The sequence below is a fragment of the Virgibacillus sp. Bac332 genome, assembly GCF_003667785.1.
Taxonomy (GTDB): Bacteria; Bacillota; Bacilli; order Bacillales; family Amphibacillaceae; genus Virgibacillus; species Virgibacillus salarius.
The window spans coordinates 1,449,007-1,466,912 of the sequence record NZ_CP033046.1; the positions used below are offsets into that span (position 1 = coordinate 1,449,007).

A 17,906-nucleotide genomic window follows, 5' to 3' on the forward strand; every position below is an offset into this window, starting at 1 on the left:
TACGTTATTGTAAAAAACGGACAATCGAATCTAAGTTTTACCCCGCATATAACTGGCAGTAAGCCCCCTACTTCAGGGAATAAAGTGAAACCAATAAGGCTAAGTGTGGAATCAATTGCCAGTAAATGTCCGATTGGTTCTAGAGCCTTTAGGGCATACCCTTGTGGTACTACCAATCCTTGGGGAATAAATAAAATCCCCAAGGATTGAAGTCTTCCTTTATTTTAATAGAATCTGCTTCGGTGACTGGCCGTAATGACGTTTGAATTGATGAATATAATGCGATTGATCGTAATAACCATAATTTGCTGCTATGTTAGATAACGATGAGGGATTATCATGTAGTTCTTTTAATGAACTTTGAAATCGAATAATATTAGAAAATGCTTTAGGACTGACACCTAATTCCTTCTTGAAGACCCTTCTAATCGTTCTTTCACTAAAATGGGTCTTTTCTGCTAGTGTGCGTATGGGGAAGATACCCAGATTTGTAAACAAGTATTGCATACTTGTTTCTAGTAATAAATCTGTGCGATGTGTATTTTTTGATAAAAGCTTTACTAACTTCATTTCAATTTTGTTAATTTTCTCTGGAAGGTTTTTCGACAATAGCAAATCTTCCTGCAAAAGCGAAGCCTCCTGCCCCCATATATCCTCAAGAAGTACTTGGGTATCCATTAATTCGGCGGGAGGATACATAATAAATCGGCGTGCCGTATCTGCATAAAAACGAATTCCTAACAGGTTTTGTTTTTGCCTGAGTTTCATTGTTTCAAATGTGGTCATTAAGCCGACAGCAAAGGAGCCCTTTGCTAAGGAAGTTGATTGAAGGTCGAATATAATATCGATACAGCCGTCTGGAACAATTCGATGTAATGGATAGGTATCTAACGGATGGTAATGGACAGACCAGTAACATACAACATAATCAGATAAAAGCTTACTAGGTAAATATTCTTGATATTGATAGTTTGGGTTTCCTAGGCTCTTTTCAAAGATTGGTGGTTGTAAAGGATAATAATTTCGCATGTTATTTCCCTCTCTAAGGAATAATTCGCAGATAGGACAACTTCATGATTCGATTTTGCTCTATTATATACCGTATCTCTATATAGTTCCATGCTAGCTTAGCTAGGAAAGAGAAGGTAACTTAATATTTCCTTTTACGTATTGACATATTTTATTCAATTAATGTTCATTTTTTTGTACCAAACTCCGTGAACATTTTCTGACAACCAGCACATTCTATTGTTTTTCACCGTATATGGTATTAAGATAGATGAATGGATTTTGTGAAGTATGTAACAAAAATATTTCAATACATTTCATATCAACAACATGCAGGGGAGGGTATCTCTTTATGAAGATTAAATGGGCGATACTAGCATCGCTATTCACATTATTAGCGGTGCTAACAGGTTGTGAGCCATTGTTAGTTTTGGATCCAAAAGGGCCACAGGCGCAAACACAAGCCAATGTCATTTGGATATCAATAGCAATTATGGCTGTGATCGTAATTGTAGTATTTGCAATGCTAGTATATATACTATTTAAATATCGTGCATCTAAACAACCAGATTCATATGAACCACCGTATATTAAAGGAAATATTATTGTTGAATCACTAATAGTAGGGATTCCAGTACTAATTGTAATTGTTTTATCCATTATCTCCGTCCAGAGTAACTACAAAGTGGAAGCAACTCCAGAAGGATACGAGAATGATGAACCTTTAGTTGTATATGCATCTTCATCCGATTGGAAATGGCATTTTAGTTATCCTGAACAGGACATTGAAACAGTAAATTATCTATATGTACCAACAGATAGACCGCTTGAATTTAGACTCTATTCATATGGGCCGATAACTAGTTTTTGGATACCACAACTTGGTGGTCAAAAATATGCTATGTCTGATATGATTACTACCCTTCATTTAGGTGCAGATGTACCAGGTGAATATATGGGTAGAAATGCAAACTTTAGTGGTGAAGGATTCGCTGAGAATACATTTAGTGTAGAAGCAATGCCTCAAAAAGAATTTGATGAATGGGTTGATGAAGTTAAACAAACTGCAGACCCACTTACTGAAGATAAATTTGATGAATTGCTGGAGCCAGGGCACCTGGGTCAATTAACATTTACTGGAACTCACCTAGAATTTATGCCTCCGCCAGAAGGTCATCATGGTGGACATAATCATGGTTCTACCTCGGAAGATGATCATAGTGAACATGAAGGTGATTCTAGTGTAGAGCAGGATGAACATGAACAACACAATTCGGATTCCGGTCATGCAGATGAGACAAATGAGCACACAGAAGATCATCATTAAGATTTAGTACATCGGGTTATCCGGAAAGGAGTAAGAAAAATGGACTTTTTTGAACGTTTTATGATCCCACATCCAAGTCCTGCGATATATGCTGCTATGGTTGCTATTGTCCTCACTTCAATAGCAATCGTAGTTGGTCTTACCTATTTTAAAAAATGGGGGTATCTATGGCGGGAATGGATTACAACCGTTGACCATAAAAAAATTGGAATTATGTATTTAATATCCGCCTTGCTAATGCTATTTAGAGGTGGGGTAGATGCATTAATGATGCGAGCACAGACAGCTGTTCCAGAGAACGCACTGCTGGACGCGCAGCATTATAATGAAATATTCACCACACATGGCATCGTTATGATTATCTTTATGGCAATGGCATTTATCATTGCATTAATGAACTTTGTTATACCGTTACAGATTGGTGCAAGGGATGTTGCTTTTCCTCGATTAAATGCAGTTAGTTTTTGGCTGTACTTTATGGGTGCAATGTTATTTAACCTTTCCTTTGTCATTGGTGGATCACCAAGCTCAGGTTGGACGTCTTATTTTCCACTTGCTGGAGATGAGCTAAGTCCGTCTGTCGGGACAAATTATTACATGCTAGCTCTGCAAATATCCGGGCTTGGTACGTTAATAACAGGTATTAACTTTATTGTGACGATCCTTAAAATGCGTGCACCTGGTATGACGCTTATGAAAATGCCGATGTTTACATGGTCAGGGTTAATTACAAACGTCATTATTGTATTTGCCTTCCCAGTTCTTACCGTTGCATTAGCGATGGGAACTATGGATCGTTTGTTTGCAACGAATTTCTTTACAACGACAGATGGCGGAATGGATATGCTCTGGGCTAACCTGTTTTGGGTTTGGGGACATCCAGAGGTTTATATTTTGATTCTGCCAGCTTTCGGTATTTATAGTGAGGTAATCTCTACTTTCTCTCGAAGGAATTTATATGGTTACAATTCCATGGTCGCTTCCATGGTCATTATTTCCTTACTTTCCTTTGTCGTATGGGTACACCATTTCTTTACAATGGGTCAAGGAGCAATGGTTAATAGTATCTTCTCCATTACTACTATGGCTATTGCGATCCCGACTGGAATTAAGATCTTTAACTGGTTGTTAACCATGTGGAAAGGAAAAATTCAGTTTACTGTACCTATGTTGTATTCGTTAGGGTTTATTCCGATCTTTACCATAGGTGGTGTGACCGGTGTAATGCTTGGAATGTCAGCTGCTGATTATCAATATCATAATACGATGTTTTTAGTAGCACACTTCCACTTAGTAATTATACCTGGTGTTGTCTTTGCGATGATTGCTGGTCTTACGTACTGGTGGCCGAAGATGTTTGGGTTTATGTTAAATGAACGAATTGGTAGATGGGCGTTTGGTTTTATTGCTGGCGGAACTTGCCTTGCCTTCTTCCCAATGTTTATTTCTGGATTAGATGGGCAAGCTCGTCGTATGTACACGTACTCTGAATCTACTGGCTTCGGATTTTGGAATATGCTCTCATTCATTGGAGCTTTAGGTCTTGCAGTTGGGTTTATCCTCATTGTATACAATATTTACTATAGTACACGTTATGCATCAAGAGATATTGGCGATGATCCATGGAATGCACGTTCATTAGAATGGGCAACACATAATCCAGTACCTGAGTACAACTTTGCCATTACACCACAAGTAAATTCTAGTCAGGCATTCTGGGATTCCAAGAAAAATGGTCATACATTATTTAAAGGTGGATATAAAGAAATTCATATGCCTAATAATAGTGGTGTACCATTTGTTATGAGTGTGTTTTTCTTCATCTTTGGATTTGCCTTTGTATTTAGCATGTGGATTACAGCGGTAGTTTCATTGATTGGTATATTTGCATGTATGCTTCATCGCTCATTTGAGAAAGATCATGGGCATCATATTTCCGTTGCGGAAATTGAAAGAACTGAATCGGAATTGCGGGGTGCTAGAAATGAATAAGGATAACACGCAACCGCTTGAATATAGTACAGAGCAAGGACGTATGAATATATTAGGTTTCTGGATATTTATTGGAGCAGAAATCATGTTGTTTGGAACACTATTTGCTTCCTATTTTACGTTGGAAGGTCGTACAGGAGCTGGACCAACAGGTGCCGAGATATTTGAAATCTCCCCAGTTCTTGCAGAAACGCTTCTATTATTAACTAGTAGTTTTACAATTGGTTTAGGTGTTCATGCTATGCGTCTCGGTAGACAGAAAGCAATGATGACATTTTTCATCATTACATTAGTACTTGGTGCTGCTTTCTTGAGCTTTGAAGTGTATGAGTTTATTCATTATGTCCATGAAGGTGCTGGTATACAGACTAGTGCATTCACATCTATTTTATTAACGACATTAGGTACACACGGCGCGCACGTAACATTTGGGTTGTTTTGGGGAATTATGATAATGATTCAAGTGATTAAACGAGGACTGACTCCAGAAACAGCTAATAAATCATTTATTTTCTCTCTTTACTGGCATTTCCTAGACGTTGTTTGGATTTTTATATTCAGCTTCGTTTATTTGAAAGGAATGATGTAAATGAAAGAATTATTCCCGATTAAGCATGTGATGGGCTTTGTTTTCTCGTTGATTTTGACTAGCGTCGCGCTGTTAGTATATATCTTGGATATGTCATTTGCTCTTGGGTTGACGATCCTGCTTATTACCGCATTTGCCCAAGCAGCATTGCAATTAGTCGTATTTATGCACGCTGGTGAATCTGAAGATAAAGGTGCGATTTATACAAGTGTGTACTACGGTATTATCATTGCTGTACTTACGGTATTTGGTACGCTATTGGCAATGATTTGGGGTTATGTATAAGAATAACGGCTATTGATACCTGAGCATATTAGGGTAGATCAGGTGCCTAAAAAATCAGTTATAACTATAAAAGGGGCTGGGACAAAACCCAGTAACTGAAAAAAGTGGTACGCCAATTTAGGGCGTATCACTTTTTTTACTTTTTTCAATATTTATATACGCAAAAAGGATACCTTCTGATAAAGTTAAAGTAACTACACAAAAACTTAGAAAAGAGGTATCCTTTATGTTTAAACATTATACCATGAATCAAGTCGTTTTGCCTTTAGATTTTGAAATGAAATTACAAGAAAATGATATCGCCTATGCGGTTAACCATATTGTAGAACATATCCCAGAGGAATCATTTGTGGGATTTTTGCGTGAAACAGGTTGTCCTGCATACCATCCACGCATGATGATGAAGATTATCTTATGTGCCTATACACAGTCTGTTTTTTCTGGCAGAAAAATAGAAGGCTTACTTAAAGATAGTGTACGTATGATGTGGTTAGCACAAGGCTATGAACCAAGTTATCGTACCATTAATCGTTTTCGTGTTCATTCCGAAGTAAAAGAATTATTACGTCAGTGTTTTGTCTTATTTCGTTGTCAACTTGTTGAAGCGAAGGCGATTGAAGAAGAGGCTATTTTTATTGATGGTACGAAAATAGAGGCAAATGCCAATAAGTTTACCTTTGTATGGAAAAAATCCATTGAAAAATACAGCACCGATTTAATAGAGAAGTCGAATCAAATGTATGAGGAATTACTGGAAAAAGAAATTATCCCTGAAATAGAAAGGGAAAGTTCCGATGAACTTTCAAAGGAAGAACTCAGTGAAGTGGTTAAAAAGCTAGATGAAAAAGTAGAAAAATATGATAATGCAATCGAAGAAAGCAAAGAAGCAAAAGAACGCAAACAACTTCGTTCCGAACGAAAAGAACCCAAGCAATACCGTAAACAATTCCAAGATTTTGAAGCTCGTAAACACAAATATCAAAAAGATATGGCAATCTTAGGCGATCGCAATAGTTATTCTAAGACAGATCATGATGCCACTTTTATGCGAATGAAAGATGACTATATGAAAAATGGTCAACTTAAAGCAGGTTATAATGTACAAATTGCGACCGAAGGTCAATACACATTAGCCTACGATGTATTTCCAAATCCTACGGATACTCGCACGTTTATTCCTTTTCTCGATAGTATTGAAGATAGGTACTTTCAATTGCCCGAGCATATTGTCGCCGACGCAGGTTACGGTAGTGAACAAAATTACAGTAATGTACTTCATAGAAAAAGAACGCCACTGATTACTTATAATTCCTTCGGATGGAAAAGAAAAAGAAATATAAAACAAATCCTTTTCATGTATCCAACTGGGACTACGATTCAGACGGAGACTTTTTTACTTGTCCAAATGGAAAGAAGGTACCTTTTCAATATCTATCGAATCGAACAGATAAAGCCGGATTTAAACGAACCTTTCGTGTCTATGAATGCGAAGATTGTTCGGGATGTCCATTACGCGTTCATTGTACCAAAGCAAAAGGAAATCGTAAGATTTTCTACAATGCCCATTGGGAACAGCAAAAAGCATATATAAGAGAGCAGCTTTCAAAAGAAGAAACGGGAGAAATCTATGGAAAACGTAAAATAGATGTAGAACCTGTCTTCGGATTTTTGAAGGCTAATTTGCGTTTCACTCGTATGTCAGTGAGAGGCAAATCGAAAGTGGAAAATGAATTAGGATTCGCCTTTATGGCGGTGAATTTAAGAAAGTACACCGCCTTCAGGCAAAATACAAGCCTAAATTATAACAAAAAAGATTCCAGCTATCATTTTTTGATAACTGGAATCTCTTTTTTACTTCTCCAGGCTAGTTATGTCCCAGCCCCTTTATTTATGGTAGGATTTACTAATCTCGATCTTCTTTGTTCGTTTCTTTATTACTTCTTCTGTTGCTACGAAGAATATACCCATTAGAAAGATAAACACTGCCCCCATGATTGTGCCAATGCCAATGCCGGTAACCACACTGTATCCGCTTACGAAAAATCCATATGCAAATAGTGCAATTCCAATGAATAATACAGTTGCCCCTACGTACTTAACGGCATTTAGCATTTTTTCATTTATTTCCATCTCGCTCATCCTCCTTATACTTATATTATTCACCTTGTTCACAAAGTTGTCAAATACTTTATGAAAAATTGTTAAAAAGTATAATTGACAAAACAGGTATTGTTTCCATACACTATAGTCAAACAATCAAATGATTATTTGAATGAGGTGTTCTTAATGGTTACAGAAAAACGTGTAAATTCCACTAATGATACATGTGAAACGTTTTGTTTTGATGAGGATAAGGTAAATCGAATGCAGCCAAAAATAAATAAAGTAGAAGGCGTGGAGCAGATTTTTAAAGCACTTGCTGATGCAACACGTTTAAAAATTGCGTATGCACTTACACTAGAAAAAGAATTATGTGTTTGTGATGTTGCTCATATCATAGGCTGTACTAAGGCAACAGCCTCTCATCATTTAAGGCTATTACGGAATATGGGATTAGCAAAATATCGGAAAGAAGGAAAGTTGGTTTTTTATTCGTTGGAGGATGAACATATTCATCAATTAGTAACAATTGCTACTGTGCATGCAAAAGAAGGTGTTGGAAGTGGAGAATAAACAGGTCTATCGTTTAGAAGGCTTATCCTGCACGAATTGTGCCGCAAAGTTCGAAAAGAATATTCGTGCTATTGATAGTGTAGATGATGTGCAGCTTAATTTTGGTGCATCCAAAATTACGGTACAAGGAGCAGCTTCTATTGCGCAATTAGAAAAAGCAGGGGCGTTCGATGGGATTAAATTATACCCAGAGCGACAACGAACGAAACCCAAACGGCCGTTCTGGAAAAAACGTGACAATATAGCCTCTATGCTTTCTCTGCTTTTTACAATTATCGGATATACACTGTTCTTCCAGCTAGGAGAAAACAACCCTTTAACTGTTGGAATGTTCGCTGTAGCGATTTTAACCGGTGGTTATCATTTATTCATAATTGGATTTAAAAATCTTGTCAAGCTGCAATTTGATATGAAGACATTAATGACAGTCGCTATTATTGGTGCAGCCATAATTGGGGAGTGGGCAGAAGGTGCCGTTGTTGTCTTTCTTTTCGCTTTAAGTGAAGCGCTAGAAGGATATTCAATGGATAAAGCAAGGAAATCCATTCAATCACTAATGGATATTGCTCCTAACCGTGCTACTATTAAACGTGGAGGCTCCTTGATTGAAATAGATGTTGAGGATGTGCAGATTGGTGATATTATGGTTATTAAACCAGGACAAAAGATTGCTATGGATGGGGAAGTAGTATCGGGAGAATCATCCATTAATCAAGCTGCTATAACGGGTGAATCGATACCCGTATATAAATCAGTTGGAGAGGAAGTATTCGCAGGTACATTAAATGAAGAAGGGTCGCTGGAAATTCGCGTAACAAAATTTGCAGAAGATACAACAATTGCCAAGATTATTCATTTGGTGGAGGAGGCACAAGCAGAGCGTGCTCCGTCCCAACAGTTTGTTGACCGATTTGCGAGGTATTACACTCCAGTAATTCTTATTATTGCATTGCTAATTGCTATTGTACCTCCATTATTATTTGGAGGGGTATGGTCAGAATGGATATACAGTGGTTTAGCAGTCCTTGTTGTAGGTTGTCCATGTGCATTAGTTATATCAACACCAGTAGCAATTGTAACAGCAATCGGTAATGCAGCCCGTAAAGGTGTTTTAATAAAAGGCGGTATTCATCTAGAAGAGGCCGGTAAACTCCAAGTAATTGCTTTTGATAAGACTGGTACACTTACAGAAGGGAAACCTGTCGTAACAGAAGTAGTATCAATTGGAGCCATGACTGATGGTGATGTGCTTGCATTTGCAGCGGCGATTGAATCATATTCGCAGCATCCGCTTGCTTCAGCGATTATACGTAAGGCGAAGGAAGAAAGGGTAGAAACATGGGATGCAACTGATTTTCGATCGTTTACTGGAAAAGGGGCAAGAGCAGTAGTCCAAGGTAAGCAATATATAATAGGTAGTCCAGCTTTATTTAAAGATATGATAAAGCTACCAGTTGAGACAGAACAAAAAATCCAACAACTCCAATCAGAAGGAAAAACAGTTATGCTACTTGGAACACCAGCGAGGATTGAAGGATTAATCGCTGTTGCCGACCAAATACGAAAAGACAGTCCTTCCATCATTGAAAGACTTGTTCAATTAGGCAAGTGTACGGTAATGCTAACAGGTGATAATCAAGCTACCGGAAAAGCTATTGCTCAACAAATTGGTATAACAGAGACAAAAGCAGAACTTATGCCTCAAGATAAACTAGTAGCGATTAAGCAGGTTCGTGAGCAATATGGAAGTGTTGCAATGGTAGGTGATGGTGTTAATGACGCTCCCGCATTAGCAGCAGCTAATATCGGTATTGCTATGGGCGGGGCAGGAACAGATACAGCATTGGAAACAGCAGATATTGCGTTGATGTCGGATGATTTAGATAAGCTTCCCTATACAATGGCGTTAAGCAAAAAAACGTTGAAGATAATTAAACAAAATATAATCTTCGCTTTCGTTTTAAAATTAGTTGCATTGCTTTTAGTTATTCCAGGCTGGTTGACTCTGTGGATTGCGATATTTGCGGATATGGGAGCGACGCTTATTGTTGTGTTAAATTCATTACGGTTAATGAATGCAAAATAATAAATCCATCTATATGATTTCTTGAGTTGTTCAAGTTTAAATGATCGGTAATTTTTATTGCGATGACATTCAAAAATTCTATTGACAACACCTTATAATCGGCGTAGATTATAACATATCTATTATGATTTATATTAGGTGGAAAATTAATATATCCTAATGCCTTTTATTCGCTGAATCCTTTGAGCGGGGGAACCATTTTTGATAGGATAAATTCCTGTCTTGGGGTGAATCTTACTAGTTAAGAAGGGATACTCTCAGTCCCTAATCCGACAGCTAACCTCGTAAGCGTTTTGTTAAATCTGGGGAGAAAGGTCCAAGGGTCATCCTTTAGACCATTCTGTTTGTAATGGTCTTTTTTTCGTTGATAACGTATTGTATGTTCAAACAGCGATGATAAATAGAATCTATGTTGTATATGCTTTGTGCTTCTTCAGCACTTATGAAGTAACAAACTGATTTAATCAAGCTTTGAACATCCTTTTGAGGTGACAGCGAATGGGTTTTACATAAAGGATATAGAGAAAGAAGGATGAATGTTGAAAAGGAAACAATTTGCAGTCATTGGTCTAGGGAGATTTGGCAGCAACGTATGCAAAGAATTATATCAATTAGGACATGAGGTATTAGCTATTGATGCAAATGAGTCTATTGTCGATTCGCTTAAGGAATTTTCTTCTCATGCTGCAGTGGCTAACGCAACAGATGAAAGAATGTTAAAATCACTTGGTCTTCGAAATTTTGATTTTGCGATTGTAGCCATAGGCGAGCATATTCAACCAAGCATTTTATGTACATTGTTATTGAAGGAAATGGGGATTAAGCAGGTGTGGGTTAAAGCGCAAAATATACAACATTTTAAAGTATTAGAAAAGATTGGAGCAGACCGTATTATACAGCCTGAAAAAGAGATGGCCATGCGGATTGCTCACCAACTTGATTCTGAAAAAATAATTGATTATATTGAACTGTCGAAGGAATATAGTATTGTGGAATTAGTAGCTACTAAAAAAATTAGTAATAATACAATTGTACAGCTTGATGTCAGGAAAAAATATGGCTGCACAATTTTAGCAGTAAAGCGAAGAGATGAAGTAAATATATCACCACTACCAAACGATTTCATATATCAAGGTGATATATTGGTTGTAATGGGACATAAGAATGATATTAAACGATTTGAAAATAGAGGTATGTAGAAGATGAGGAAAATCATTTCGTTACATCCGCTGCGAGGTAGTATTATTCATTTAAGTCCACCGCAAATTCTGGCGTTGGGATTCTTGGTATTTATCATCATTGGCACGGTACTTTTAAAAACGCCAATAGCAACTGAAGTTCCGATATCCTGGTTAGATGCCTTGTTTACTGCTACATCAGCTATTACTGTGACAGGTTTAGTCGTTGTGGATACCGGAAATGCTTTTACCATTTTTGGAGAGCTGGTTATTATGACGCTCATGCAAATTGGTGGCTTAGGATTAATGACATTTTCTGTTTTAATATTAATGATGCTTCGAAAAAAAGTCGGACTTCATCAACGAAAGCTAACACAGGAATCATTAAGCTTAAATGAAACATCGCTAGGAGGACTGCTTCGATTAGTGAAGCTATTATTTATATTTTCTATCTCTATTGAGGCTATCGCCTTTCTCTTGCTAACGATTCGTTGGGTTCCAGAATTCGGCTGGGAGCAAGGTTTACATCAAAGCCTTTTTCATAGCATATCCGCCTTTAATAATGCAGGTTTTTCTTTATGGTCTGATAGTCTTTCTTCATTTGTGGGGGACCCTATGATTAATGTTGTTATAACAGGACTATTTATCACAGGAGGACTTGGATTTACGGTGCTAGTGGATATATGGGATAAGAAGGGTTTTCAGAAATTATCCTTACATTCGAAGCTAATGATTGTTGGAACATTGAGCATCAATATCGTAGCATTATTTACTTTATTTGTGTTAGAGTATTCCAACCCAGCTACAATTGGTAATCTACCGTTAATGGATAAGCTATGGGGATCTTATTTTCAAGCAGTTACTCCAAGAACGGCAGGTTTTAATTCACTGGATATTGCTGAAATGACTGTACCATCTATTTTAGTGTTAATGATGCTCATGTTTATTGGAGCTGGTAGTGGTTCAACAGGCAGTGGTATTAAGGTAACCACCTTTATCGTAATGATTTTAGCAACGTTGTCCTACTTAAGAGGTAAGAATGAGACAACGGCTTTTGATCGAACCATTAAGCCACATGTTATTTTACGTGCTTTATCGATAATGATTATTAGTATATTAGTAATCTTTGTCGCTGTTTTTATATTAAGCATTACGGAGAAAGCACCGTTCCTAGTAATTGTATTTGAAGTCATTTCCGCTTTTGGTACGGTAGGTTTGTCGATGGGGTTGACAGGTGATTTAACATCATTTGGAAAATGTGTCATTATCATAATGATGTTTATTGGTCGAATCGGACCATTAACGCTGGCATTTGTATTCGCTAGACAAAGAAAGAAATCATCCATTCGTTACCCAGCAGAAGATGTGTTTACCGGCTAAGCTTATTAAGAGAGTTAGAAAATCAAAATCCTTTTCTATTTAGTAACCAAGGTTTTTCTTGAATTGAAGAGAACGCTACTCACTTTTTGTGAAAGGAAAATGAAAGGACAGGAATTTGTAAGTCATTCATTTTCTTAACGTGAAGTATTTACAAAGCCTCTATAATTCAGTAAGATAATAGAAATATTTTATGTAAAGGCAATGATGAGAAGAGTAGATGGATAAGAGCTTAAACAGAGACCTTTCGCTTAGCTGAAAACGAAGGAGTATCGAGTCCATTGAAACAAGGCTCCGAGCTGCGCATGGGAATTTCCTATTTTTTTATTATAGGAAAGGATCGTGTGACGGGATCTCCCGTTATAGAGATAGAGTATAAGCAGCATGCTATATTGTTTAGCTGCCGTACTTGATAAGATTTCTGTGGCGACACAGGAATAAAATGGGGTGGCACCGCGATTTTGGATTCCAAATCTCGCCCCCAAGATGACTGTCTTGGGAGGTGAGATTTTTTATTTACATCAGAGTTTAGTTACAGTGCCTGTATTTTAGAATTTCTTTAAAGTTTTAAGCTAGCGGAGGCACTGCCACTTTTCTTTTGTTTTAAATAAAACTGGGGGGATTCAAAATGGTGGTTGCGTTGCGTGAATGGAGGAATCCTTTATTACTATTGTTAGGTATAGGTATATCGAATCTTGGTGGCTGGATATATTTAATTGCACTTAATTTAATTGTGCTTGAATGGACAGGTTCACCATTGGCCGTTTCAATTCTATATATGCTAAAACCGATTGCTTCTATTTTTTCAAGTTTTTGGGCAGGTAGTTATATTGATCGTCTGAACAAACGGAAGCTAATGATTAATTTAGATATATGTAGAGGGATATTGATTTTAATACTTCCCTTTATATCCAAGCTCTGGATTATGTATGGAATCGTTTTTGTCATTAATATTGCAGATTCTATTTTCGGTCATACATCAATGGTTTACTTTACGAAGTTAATTCCTAAAAAGAATCGACAACGCTTTAATGCATTAAGAAATTTTACCTCGTCTTGTGGATTTTTACTTGGACCGTCGATAGCTGGATTGCTATTCCTGCTGGGTTCACCTTTTTTAGCTATTCATTTAAATGGTGTTTTTCTTCTACTATCAGCAGTAATCTTATTAATATTACCTAATGTTGATGCGAAAAATAACTCAGAGGTAGCTAGTGTATCATGGCAAATGATTAAATCAGATTGGAAAACAGTTGTGACTTTTAGTAAGACATCGATGTACATTGTTACTGTTTATTTGCTGTTTAGTGGGGTTACTGTTTTGATGACTGCTATTGACTCATTAGAAGCTGCTTTGGCGACAGATGCGTTGTCTTTTAGTGAGAGTGAATATGGTTTACTTGTAAGTATAGCTGGTGTCGGATTTATTATTGGTTCAATCGTGAATAGTGTAATAGCAAACTGGGTGAAAAATTATTATTTAATAGGTTTAGGAGTTTTGGTCACTGCCATCGGTTATCTTATCTTTGCTTTTTCAACTAATTATGGTATGGCTGCTATAGGTTTTTTCGTCATCATGTTTGCACTATCTTTTGCTAACACAGGTTTCATGACCTTTTATCAAAATAATGTACCAGTTGATTTAATGGGTAGATTTAGTAGTATATTTGGTATAGTAGAAGCTTTTTTTATTATTTTTTTGACAGGAGCTTTTGGTTTGATAGCAGAGTTAATTGCAATTCGACCAGTGATGATAACTGGATCTATCGTTTTATTAGTACTTGGGTTAATAATTTGCTCTGTTGTTTTAAAATCCTCAAAAAGACAATTTTATAAGCTAGATAAGGATGCAATTAGTTAGTTTAAAGAAATGAAATGAAATTTTAGAATCTCCACATAAATTCCATATGAATTACACAACAGTTCCATATGTTCCTTTTACTATAGAAGAAAGAATTGGTTGATAAATAAGGAGTATGGTAATGGAGAAACAAATGAAGTTCGTTTTTGATACAACAGATTATTATCGATTTATCCGGTTATTAAGAGAAATTACGCCATATCAGCTTAAAGTCGATAAAGCAAACGGTAATGAAGAAGTCTTGAATATCTCGGAAAGAATCATCTATTATCGGTTAAAGAAGGAACTGGATGATTATTATCAACAATTAGATAAGGCTTGGTTTAACTAATAACAATATAACAAATAAGATTCAGCTGTTTATCTGCTGAATCTTATTTTACATATGGTAATTTTATTTAATAGGTACGTGATTCTTTAGCTGGCGGGAGAAAGCTCATCCTCAGTTACCCATTTATGGTTTTTAACTTCTTCACCACTTGTGTTAGATATATAATCAACCATGTATACAGTTGTATCTTTAGCTGAATCGATGGTGGCAGTAGCTCCATCCATTCCTTTCATATGAGAAGCTTCTACTTTTACTTCTGATCCAGATTCCAGCCGCTTAGCTCCAGGGTTCATTAGCTCCTCATGTATCACCCATTTATGGTTCTCTACTTTTTTTCCGCCATTAGTCGGGGTATAGGTGATGGTATATACAGTAGTATCATATGCACCAGAAATGGTTGCTTCAGCACCTTTCATTCCTTCCATATGATCTGTTTCAATTATTGCTTTGCTGCCAACCTCATATGTTGGGTTTTTAGCTGTTTGTAAGCCTTTTGGTACGTATACAGAGCTAGAATGTTCCATTTGATCGTGCTCACTTGATCCCGATTCCGTTTCTGGATCCGCGTTTTCAGTAAGACTATCGTTATTTTCCTGTGTACTTCCACATGCTGATAGTGTCATTGCTACAATAAATATACCAATTGCCAATCCCCATTTCCGCTTGTTCATGAGACTACCTCCTTCTTGTTAGTGATATGTCTCTATTAATTTACCCAGTAAATTTGCAGATTTTTTGCAGTTTATATGACATATTATATACAAAAAATGTAAAATATTAGCTGCATAGCTCGTCTGCACAGAAAATCAATAATTTTTTAATACACTGAATAGAAGTGTTTAATATATGGGGGAGGTAATATAATGAAAAAATTTATAGATTATAATAAGTATACAGAGACTGTATAACAGATACAGTTATTACCGATTTCGAAAGGCGGTTAATATGGTTAATAAGCTTTCTCTAAAAATAGGTATGCTTTTCTTTTTCGTCATTTTAATAATAGAAGGCTTGCTCTATTTTATTCTCTACATGAATTTAGCCGGTGAGCGTATTGAAGAAATAATCAATAATTTACTTGCACGAGGTAATACACATAGTGAAGTGTTAGAGGACAACTTTGAGGCAACAACGCTTGAACACGTTGGGTTAATGGAATCTGCATCTGAGTTTGTCGTTATCATTACTGATGAAGCAGGAAAGATTCTAGTTCATTCAGATCCAGTTCAGTCGGAAATGACAGAGGTTATTGAGCGTACGAACTATGATTCCATACCTTCAGAAGGTGTTGTCATTGAAGAAAGATGGAAGGATAGACAGTTTATTGCTACGGATAGTCCCATCACGATAAATAAAGAGCATCGCGGGCATGTTTTTATGTTCGCTCATACCAATCAAGTCAAGCGGGTCTTAGATCATTTAAGTAATCAATTTTTATTTATTGGTATCATTACGGTGGTTTTAACGATTATTACCATTTTTATTCTTTCTCGATTTATTACACTGCCATTGATGAAAATAAAGCGTGCTACAGAACAGCTAAGTGAAGGGAATCATTTTATTGGATTACATACAGAAAGAAGGGATGAACTGGGTGAATTAGCACAGGCGATCACAAGCTTATCCAATGATTTAGACCGGTTGAAGAATGAAAGAAATGAATTCCTAGCAAGCATCTCTCATGAATTACGGACACCACTAACGTATATGAAAGGGTATGCGGATATAGTTTATAGTCAGGCGTTAACAGATGCTGATTTAAAAGAATATATTAGTATTATTCGTGAAGAGACGGAAAACCTATCTATTTTAATCAAACATTTATTTGAATTAGCGAAAATGGATCAACATTCTTTTCCTATAAGGCGTGAGAAAGTCTTTTTAAAGCAGCTTGTAACATCTATTGTCGACTTCATAACACCTGTGCTAGAGAAAAAAGATGTCGCGCTGTTTGTACGTTGTCCTAATCATATTTCATGCTACATAGATCCAAATCGCTTTCAGCAAGTTCTATTAAATATTTTAGATAATGCCAACAAGTATTCGGTAAAAGGTGGGGAAATTAAACTAGAAGTAAAGGACAGTGATAGGTATATTGAGATTATCGTTCGTGATCAAGGTGAAGGCATACCGAAAACGGATTTGCCTTATGTGTTTGATCGCTTATATCGTGTTGAAAAATCCCGTTCTCGAAAAAATGGTGGTAGTGGATTAGGTCTTGCCATTGCCAAAGAAATTGTTGAGGCTCATGATGGTATCATCCAAATATACAGTGAACAAGACGTTGGAACAAAGGTAATCATTAAAGTACCAAAGGGTGAGGTTATTGAAGAATGTACTTTTAATAGATGATGAACAAAGGATGTTGGATTTATTAGCGTTGTACTTGAAGCCACACAAATATATCTGTACAAAGGCGCAAGATGCTACAAAGGCACTAGAGCATTTAGAAAAAGAAAATTTTGATATTATTCTGTTGGACATCATGATGCCTGAGGTAGATGGTTGGGAGCTTTGCCAATCTATCAGAAAATTTTCTGATATACCGATTATCATGATAACTGCACGAGATCAGCAAGAGGATATTGTTAGAGGGCTTCGTTTAGGAGCTGATGATTATGTAACAAAGCCCTTTAATGCACAGGAGTTATTAGCTAGAATAGAAGCGTTATTACGTCGTACAGTACCAAAAAATGTAATAGAGGTTGATGGTCTACGCTGGGAAGAGGAACGGTTTGAATTAAGCTATGGTAATCAGGTGATTAAGCTGACGCCCAAAGAATTTTTTATGATTGGTCACTTAATGAAACACCCTAATAAGGTATTTACACGGGAGCAATTTATTGAATTAATTTGGGGTTATCATTCCGATACGGAAGGAAGGACCGTTGATTCTCATGTGCGCAATATGCGTGAAAAAATAAGACAGGCTGGGTTTTCCATAGATGACTATTTGCAGACTGTTTGGGGGGGTAGGTTATAAATGGGTGGTTCAAGATTAAGTAGATGTAAATAGGAGTTGGACTAAGCATATAACTTTGAAGTGATAAATGAGCGAAGTAGGAGACTGAGACAAAAGAATTAATTATCGTCCGTTTTTTGATTAGAATCATTCATTTAGCACCTGATATAAGCACGTGTCCGAAGATCCACTTGGTCACGTGTTTTTCTTTACCAAGTTAGCTGAGGCCGTGCCGCG

14 protein-coding genes, 2 pseudogenes, 1 riboswitch and 1 other annotated feature are annotated in these 17,906 nt (G+C 36.7%); of the genes and pseudogenes, 13 read left to right on the forward strand and 3 right to left on the reverse strand.

The annotated features are described in order from the left end of the window. Positions 1-219 precede the first annotated feature (219 nt). Entirely contained in the window at positions 220-1,029 is an 810-nt protein-coding gene (locus D9782_RS06930) for a helix-turn-helix transcriptional regulator (protein WP_026680062.1), read from the reverse strand. Positions 1,030-1,360: 331 nt separating this feature from the next. Between D9782_RS06930 and qoxA the strand changes: the two genes are divergently transcribed. The 5 genes and pseudogenes from qoxA (at position 1,361) to D9782_RS06955 (ending at position 7,172) form a co-directional block, all read left to right on the forward strand. Next, positions 1,361-2,335 (forward strand): cytochrome aa3 quinol oxidase subunit II, encoded by a 975-nt coding sequence (gene qoxA / locus D9782_RS06935; RefSeq protein ID WP_034678523.1) that lies wholly within the window; start codon positions 1,361-1,363, stop codon positions 2,333-2,335. Between the two features lie 39 nt (positions 2,336-2,374). After that, complete coding sequence (gene qoxB / locus D9782_RS06940) at positions 2,375-4,327, forward strand: cytochrome aa3 quinol oxidase subunit I (RefSeq protein WP_026680063.1); 1,953 nt, start codon at positions 2,375-2,377, stop codon at positions 4,325-4,327. After that, the gene (gene qoxC, locus D9782_RS06945; RefSeq protein ID WP_026680064.1) at positions 4,320-4,916 is read left to right on the forward strand and encodes a cytochrome aa3 quinol oxidase subunit III; all 597 of its coding nucleotides are present in this window, start codon (positions 4,320-4,322) and stop codon (positions 4,914-4,916) included. Before qoxB ends, qoxC begins: the two co-directional genes overlap by 8 nt. Then, a complete protein-coding gene (qoxD, locus tag D9782_RS06950; RefSeq protein ID WP_026680065.1) occupies positions 4,917-5,201 on the forward strand; it encodes a cytochrome aa3 quinol oxidase subunit IV in 285 nt (94 codons plus the stop codon). A 226-nt stretch (positions 5,202-5,427) separates the two neighbouring features. Beyond that, positions 5,428-7,172 (forward strand): annotated as a pseudogene (locus D9782_RS06955) (IS1182 family transposase). Here D9782_RS06955 and D9782_RS06960 read toward each other — a convergent pair. Continuing rightward, positions 7,086-7,331, reverse strand: a complete 246-nt coding sequence (locus D9782_RS06960; RefSeq protein WP_026680066.1) for a hypothetical protein — start codon at positions 7,329-7,331, stop codon at positions 7,086-7,088. The pseudogene D9782_RS06955 and the gene D9782_RS06960 sit on opposite strands and share 87 nt — an antisense overlap. Before the next feature lie 156 nt (positions 7,332-7,487). Between D9782_RS06960 and D9782_RS06965 the strand changes: the two genes are divergently transcribed. From D9782_RS06965 to D9782_RS06990, 6 genes are all read left to right on the forward strand, one after another. Further along, complete coding sequence (locus D9782_RS06965) at positions 7,488-7,874, forward strand: ArsR/SmtB family transcription factor (RefSeq protein WP_121604379.1); 387 nt, start codon at positions 7,488-7,490, stop codon at positions 7,872-7,874. Beyond that, the gene (locus tag D9782_RS06970; protein ID WP_121605837.1) at positions 7,843-9,960 is read left to right on the forward strand and encodes a heavy metal translocating P-type ATPase; all 2,118 of its coding nucleotides are present in this window, start codon (positions 7,843-7,845) and stop codon (positions 9,958-9,960) included. The genes D9782_RS06965 and D9782_RS06970 overlap by 32 nt, the downstream gene beginning before the upstream one ends. Positions 9,961-10,121: 161 nt before the next feature. Next, a riboswitch (cyclic di-AMP (ydaO/yuaA leader) is annotated at positions 10,122-10,266 on the forward strand. Positions 10,267-10,496: 230 nt separating this feature from the next. Continuing rightward, positions 10,497-11,159, forward strand: a complete 663-nt coding sequence (locus tag D9782_RS06975; RefSeq protein WP_121604380.1) for a potassium channel family protein — start codon at positions 10,497-10,499, stop codon at positions 11,157-11,159. Positions 11,160-11,162: 3 nt separating this feature from the next. Then, positions 11,163-12,518: a TrkH family potassium uptake protein gene (locus D9782_RS06980; protein WP_121604381.1), complete on the forward strand. Its 1,356-nt coding sequence runs from the start codon at positions 11,163-11,165 to the stop codon at positions 12,516-12,518. 192 nt (positions 12,519-12,710) lie between these two features. After that, positions 12,711-13,001, forward strand: a binding site (T-box leader). 142 nt (positions 13,002-13,143) lie between these two features. Then, positions 13,144-14,376, forward strand: coding sequence for an MFS transporter (locus D9782_RS06985; protein WP_026680071.1), 1,233 nt, complete (start codon positions 13,144-13,146; stop codon positions 14,374-14,376). A gap of 121 nt (positions 14,377-14,497) precedes the next feature. Further along, positions 14,498-14,707, forward strand: a complete 210-nt coding sequence (locus D9782_RS06990; protein ID WP_026680072.1) for a hypothetical protein — start codon at positions 14,498-14,500, stop codon at positions 14,705-14,707. An 86-nt stretch (positions 14,708-14,793) separates the two neighbouring features. On the opposite strand, the gene D9782_RS06995 is transcribed toward D9782_RS06990, so the two are convergent. Then, positions 14,794-15,378, reverse strand: a complete 585-nt coding sequence (locus D9782_RS06995; protein WP_026680073.1) for a YdhK family protein — start codon at positions 15,376-15,378, stop codon at positions 14,794-14,796. Between the two features lie 361 nt (positions 15,379-15,739). Between D9782_RS06995 and D9782_RS07000 the strand changes: the two genes are divergently transcribed. Beyond that, entirely contained in the window at positions 15,740-17,059 is a 1,320-nt protein-coding gene (locus D9782_RS07000; protein WP_240455818.1) for a sensor histidine kinase, read from the forward strand. Then, positions 17,034-17,709, forward strand: a pseudogene (locus D9782_RS07005) (response regulator transcription factor). The gene D9782_RS07000 and the pseudogene D9782_RS07005 overlap by 26 nt, the downstream one beginning before the upstream one ends. Positions 17,710-17,906: the final 197 nt, after the last annotated feature.

Bases quoted from the DNA above. Each gene is read 5' to 3' on its own strand.
- D9782_RS06930 (WP_026680062.1), bottom strand. From the start codon at position 1,029: ATGCGAAATTATTATCCTTTACAACCACCAATCTTTGAAAAGAGCCTA.
- qoxA (WP_034678523.1), top strand. From the start codon at position 1,361: ATGAAGATTAAATGGGCGATACTAGCATCGCTATTCACATTATTAGCG.
- qoxB (WP_026680063.1), top strand. From the start codon at position 2,375: ATGGACTTTTTTGAACGTTTTATGATCCCACATCCAAGTCCTGCGATA.
- qoxC (WP_026680064.1), top strand. From the start codon at position 4,320: ATGAATAAGGATAACACGCAACCGCTTGAATATAGTACAGAGCAAGGA.
- qoxD (WP_026680065.1), top strand. From the start codon at position 4,917: ATGAAAGAATTATTCCCGATTAAGCATGTGATGGGCTTTGTTTTCTCG.
- D9782_RS06960 (WP_026680066.1), bottom strand. From the start codon at position 7,331: ATGGAAATAAATGAAAAAATGCTAAATGCCGTTAAGTACGTAGGGGCA.
- D9782_RS06965 (WP_121604379.1), top strand. From the start codon at position 7,488: ATGGTTACAGAAAAACGTGTAAATTCCACTAATGATACATGTGAAACG.
- D9782_RS06970 (WP_121605837.1), top strand. From the start codon at position 7,843: ATGCAAAAGAAGGTGTTGGAAGTGGAGAATAAACAGGTCTATCGTTTA.
- D9782_RS06975 (WP_121604380.1), top strand. From the start codon at position 10,497: ATGTTGAAAAGGAAACAATTTGCAGTCATTGGTCTAGGGAGATTTGGC.
- D9782_RS06980 (WP_121604381.1), top strand. From the start codon at position 11,163: ATGAGGAAAATCATTTCGTTACATCCGCTGCGAGGTAGTATTATTCAT.
- D9782_RS06985 (WP_026680071.1), top strand. From the start codon at position 13,144: ATGGTGGTTGCGTTGCGTGAATGGAGGAATCCTTTATTACTATTGTTA.
- D9782_RS06990 (WP_026680072.1), top strand. From the start codon at position 14,498: ATGGAGAAACAAATGAAGTTCGTTTTTGATACAACAGATTATTATCGA.
- D9782_RS06995 (WP_026680073.1), bottom strand. From the start codon at position 15,378: ATGAACAAGCGGAAATGGGGATTGGCAATTGGTATATTTATTGTAGCA.
- D9782_RS07000 (WP_240455818.1), top strand. From the start codon at position 15,740: ATGAATTTAGCCGGTGAGCGTATTGAAGAAATAATCAATAATTTACTT.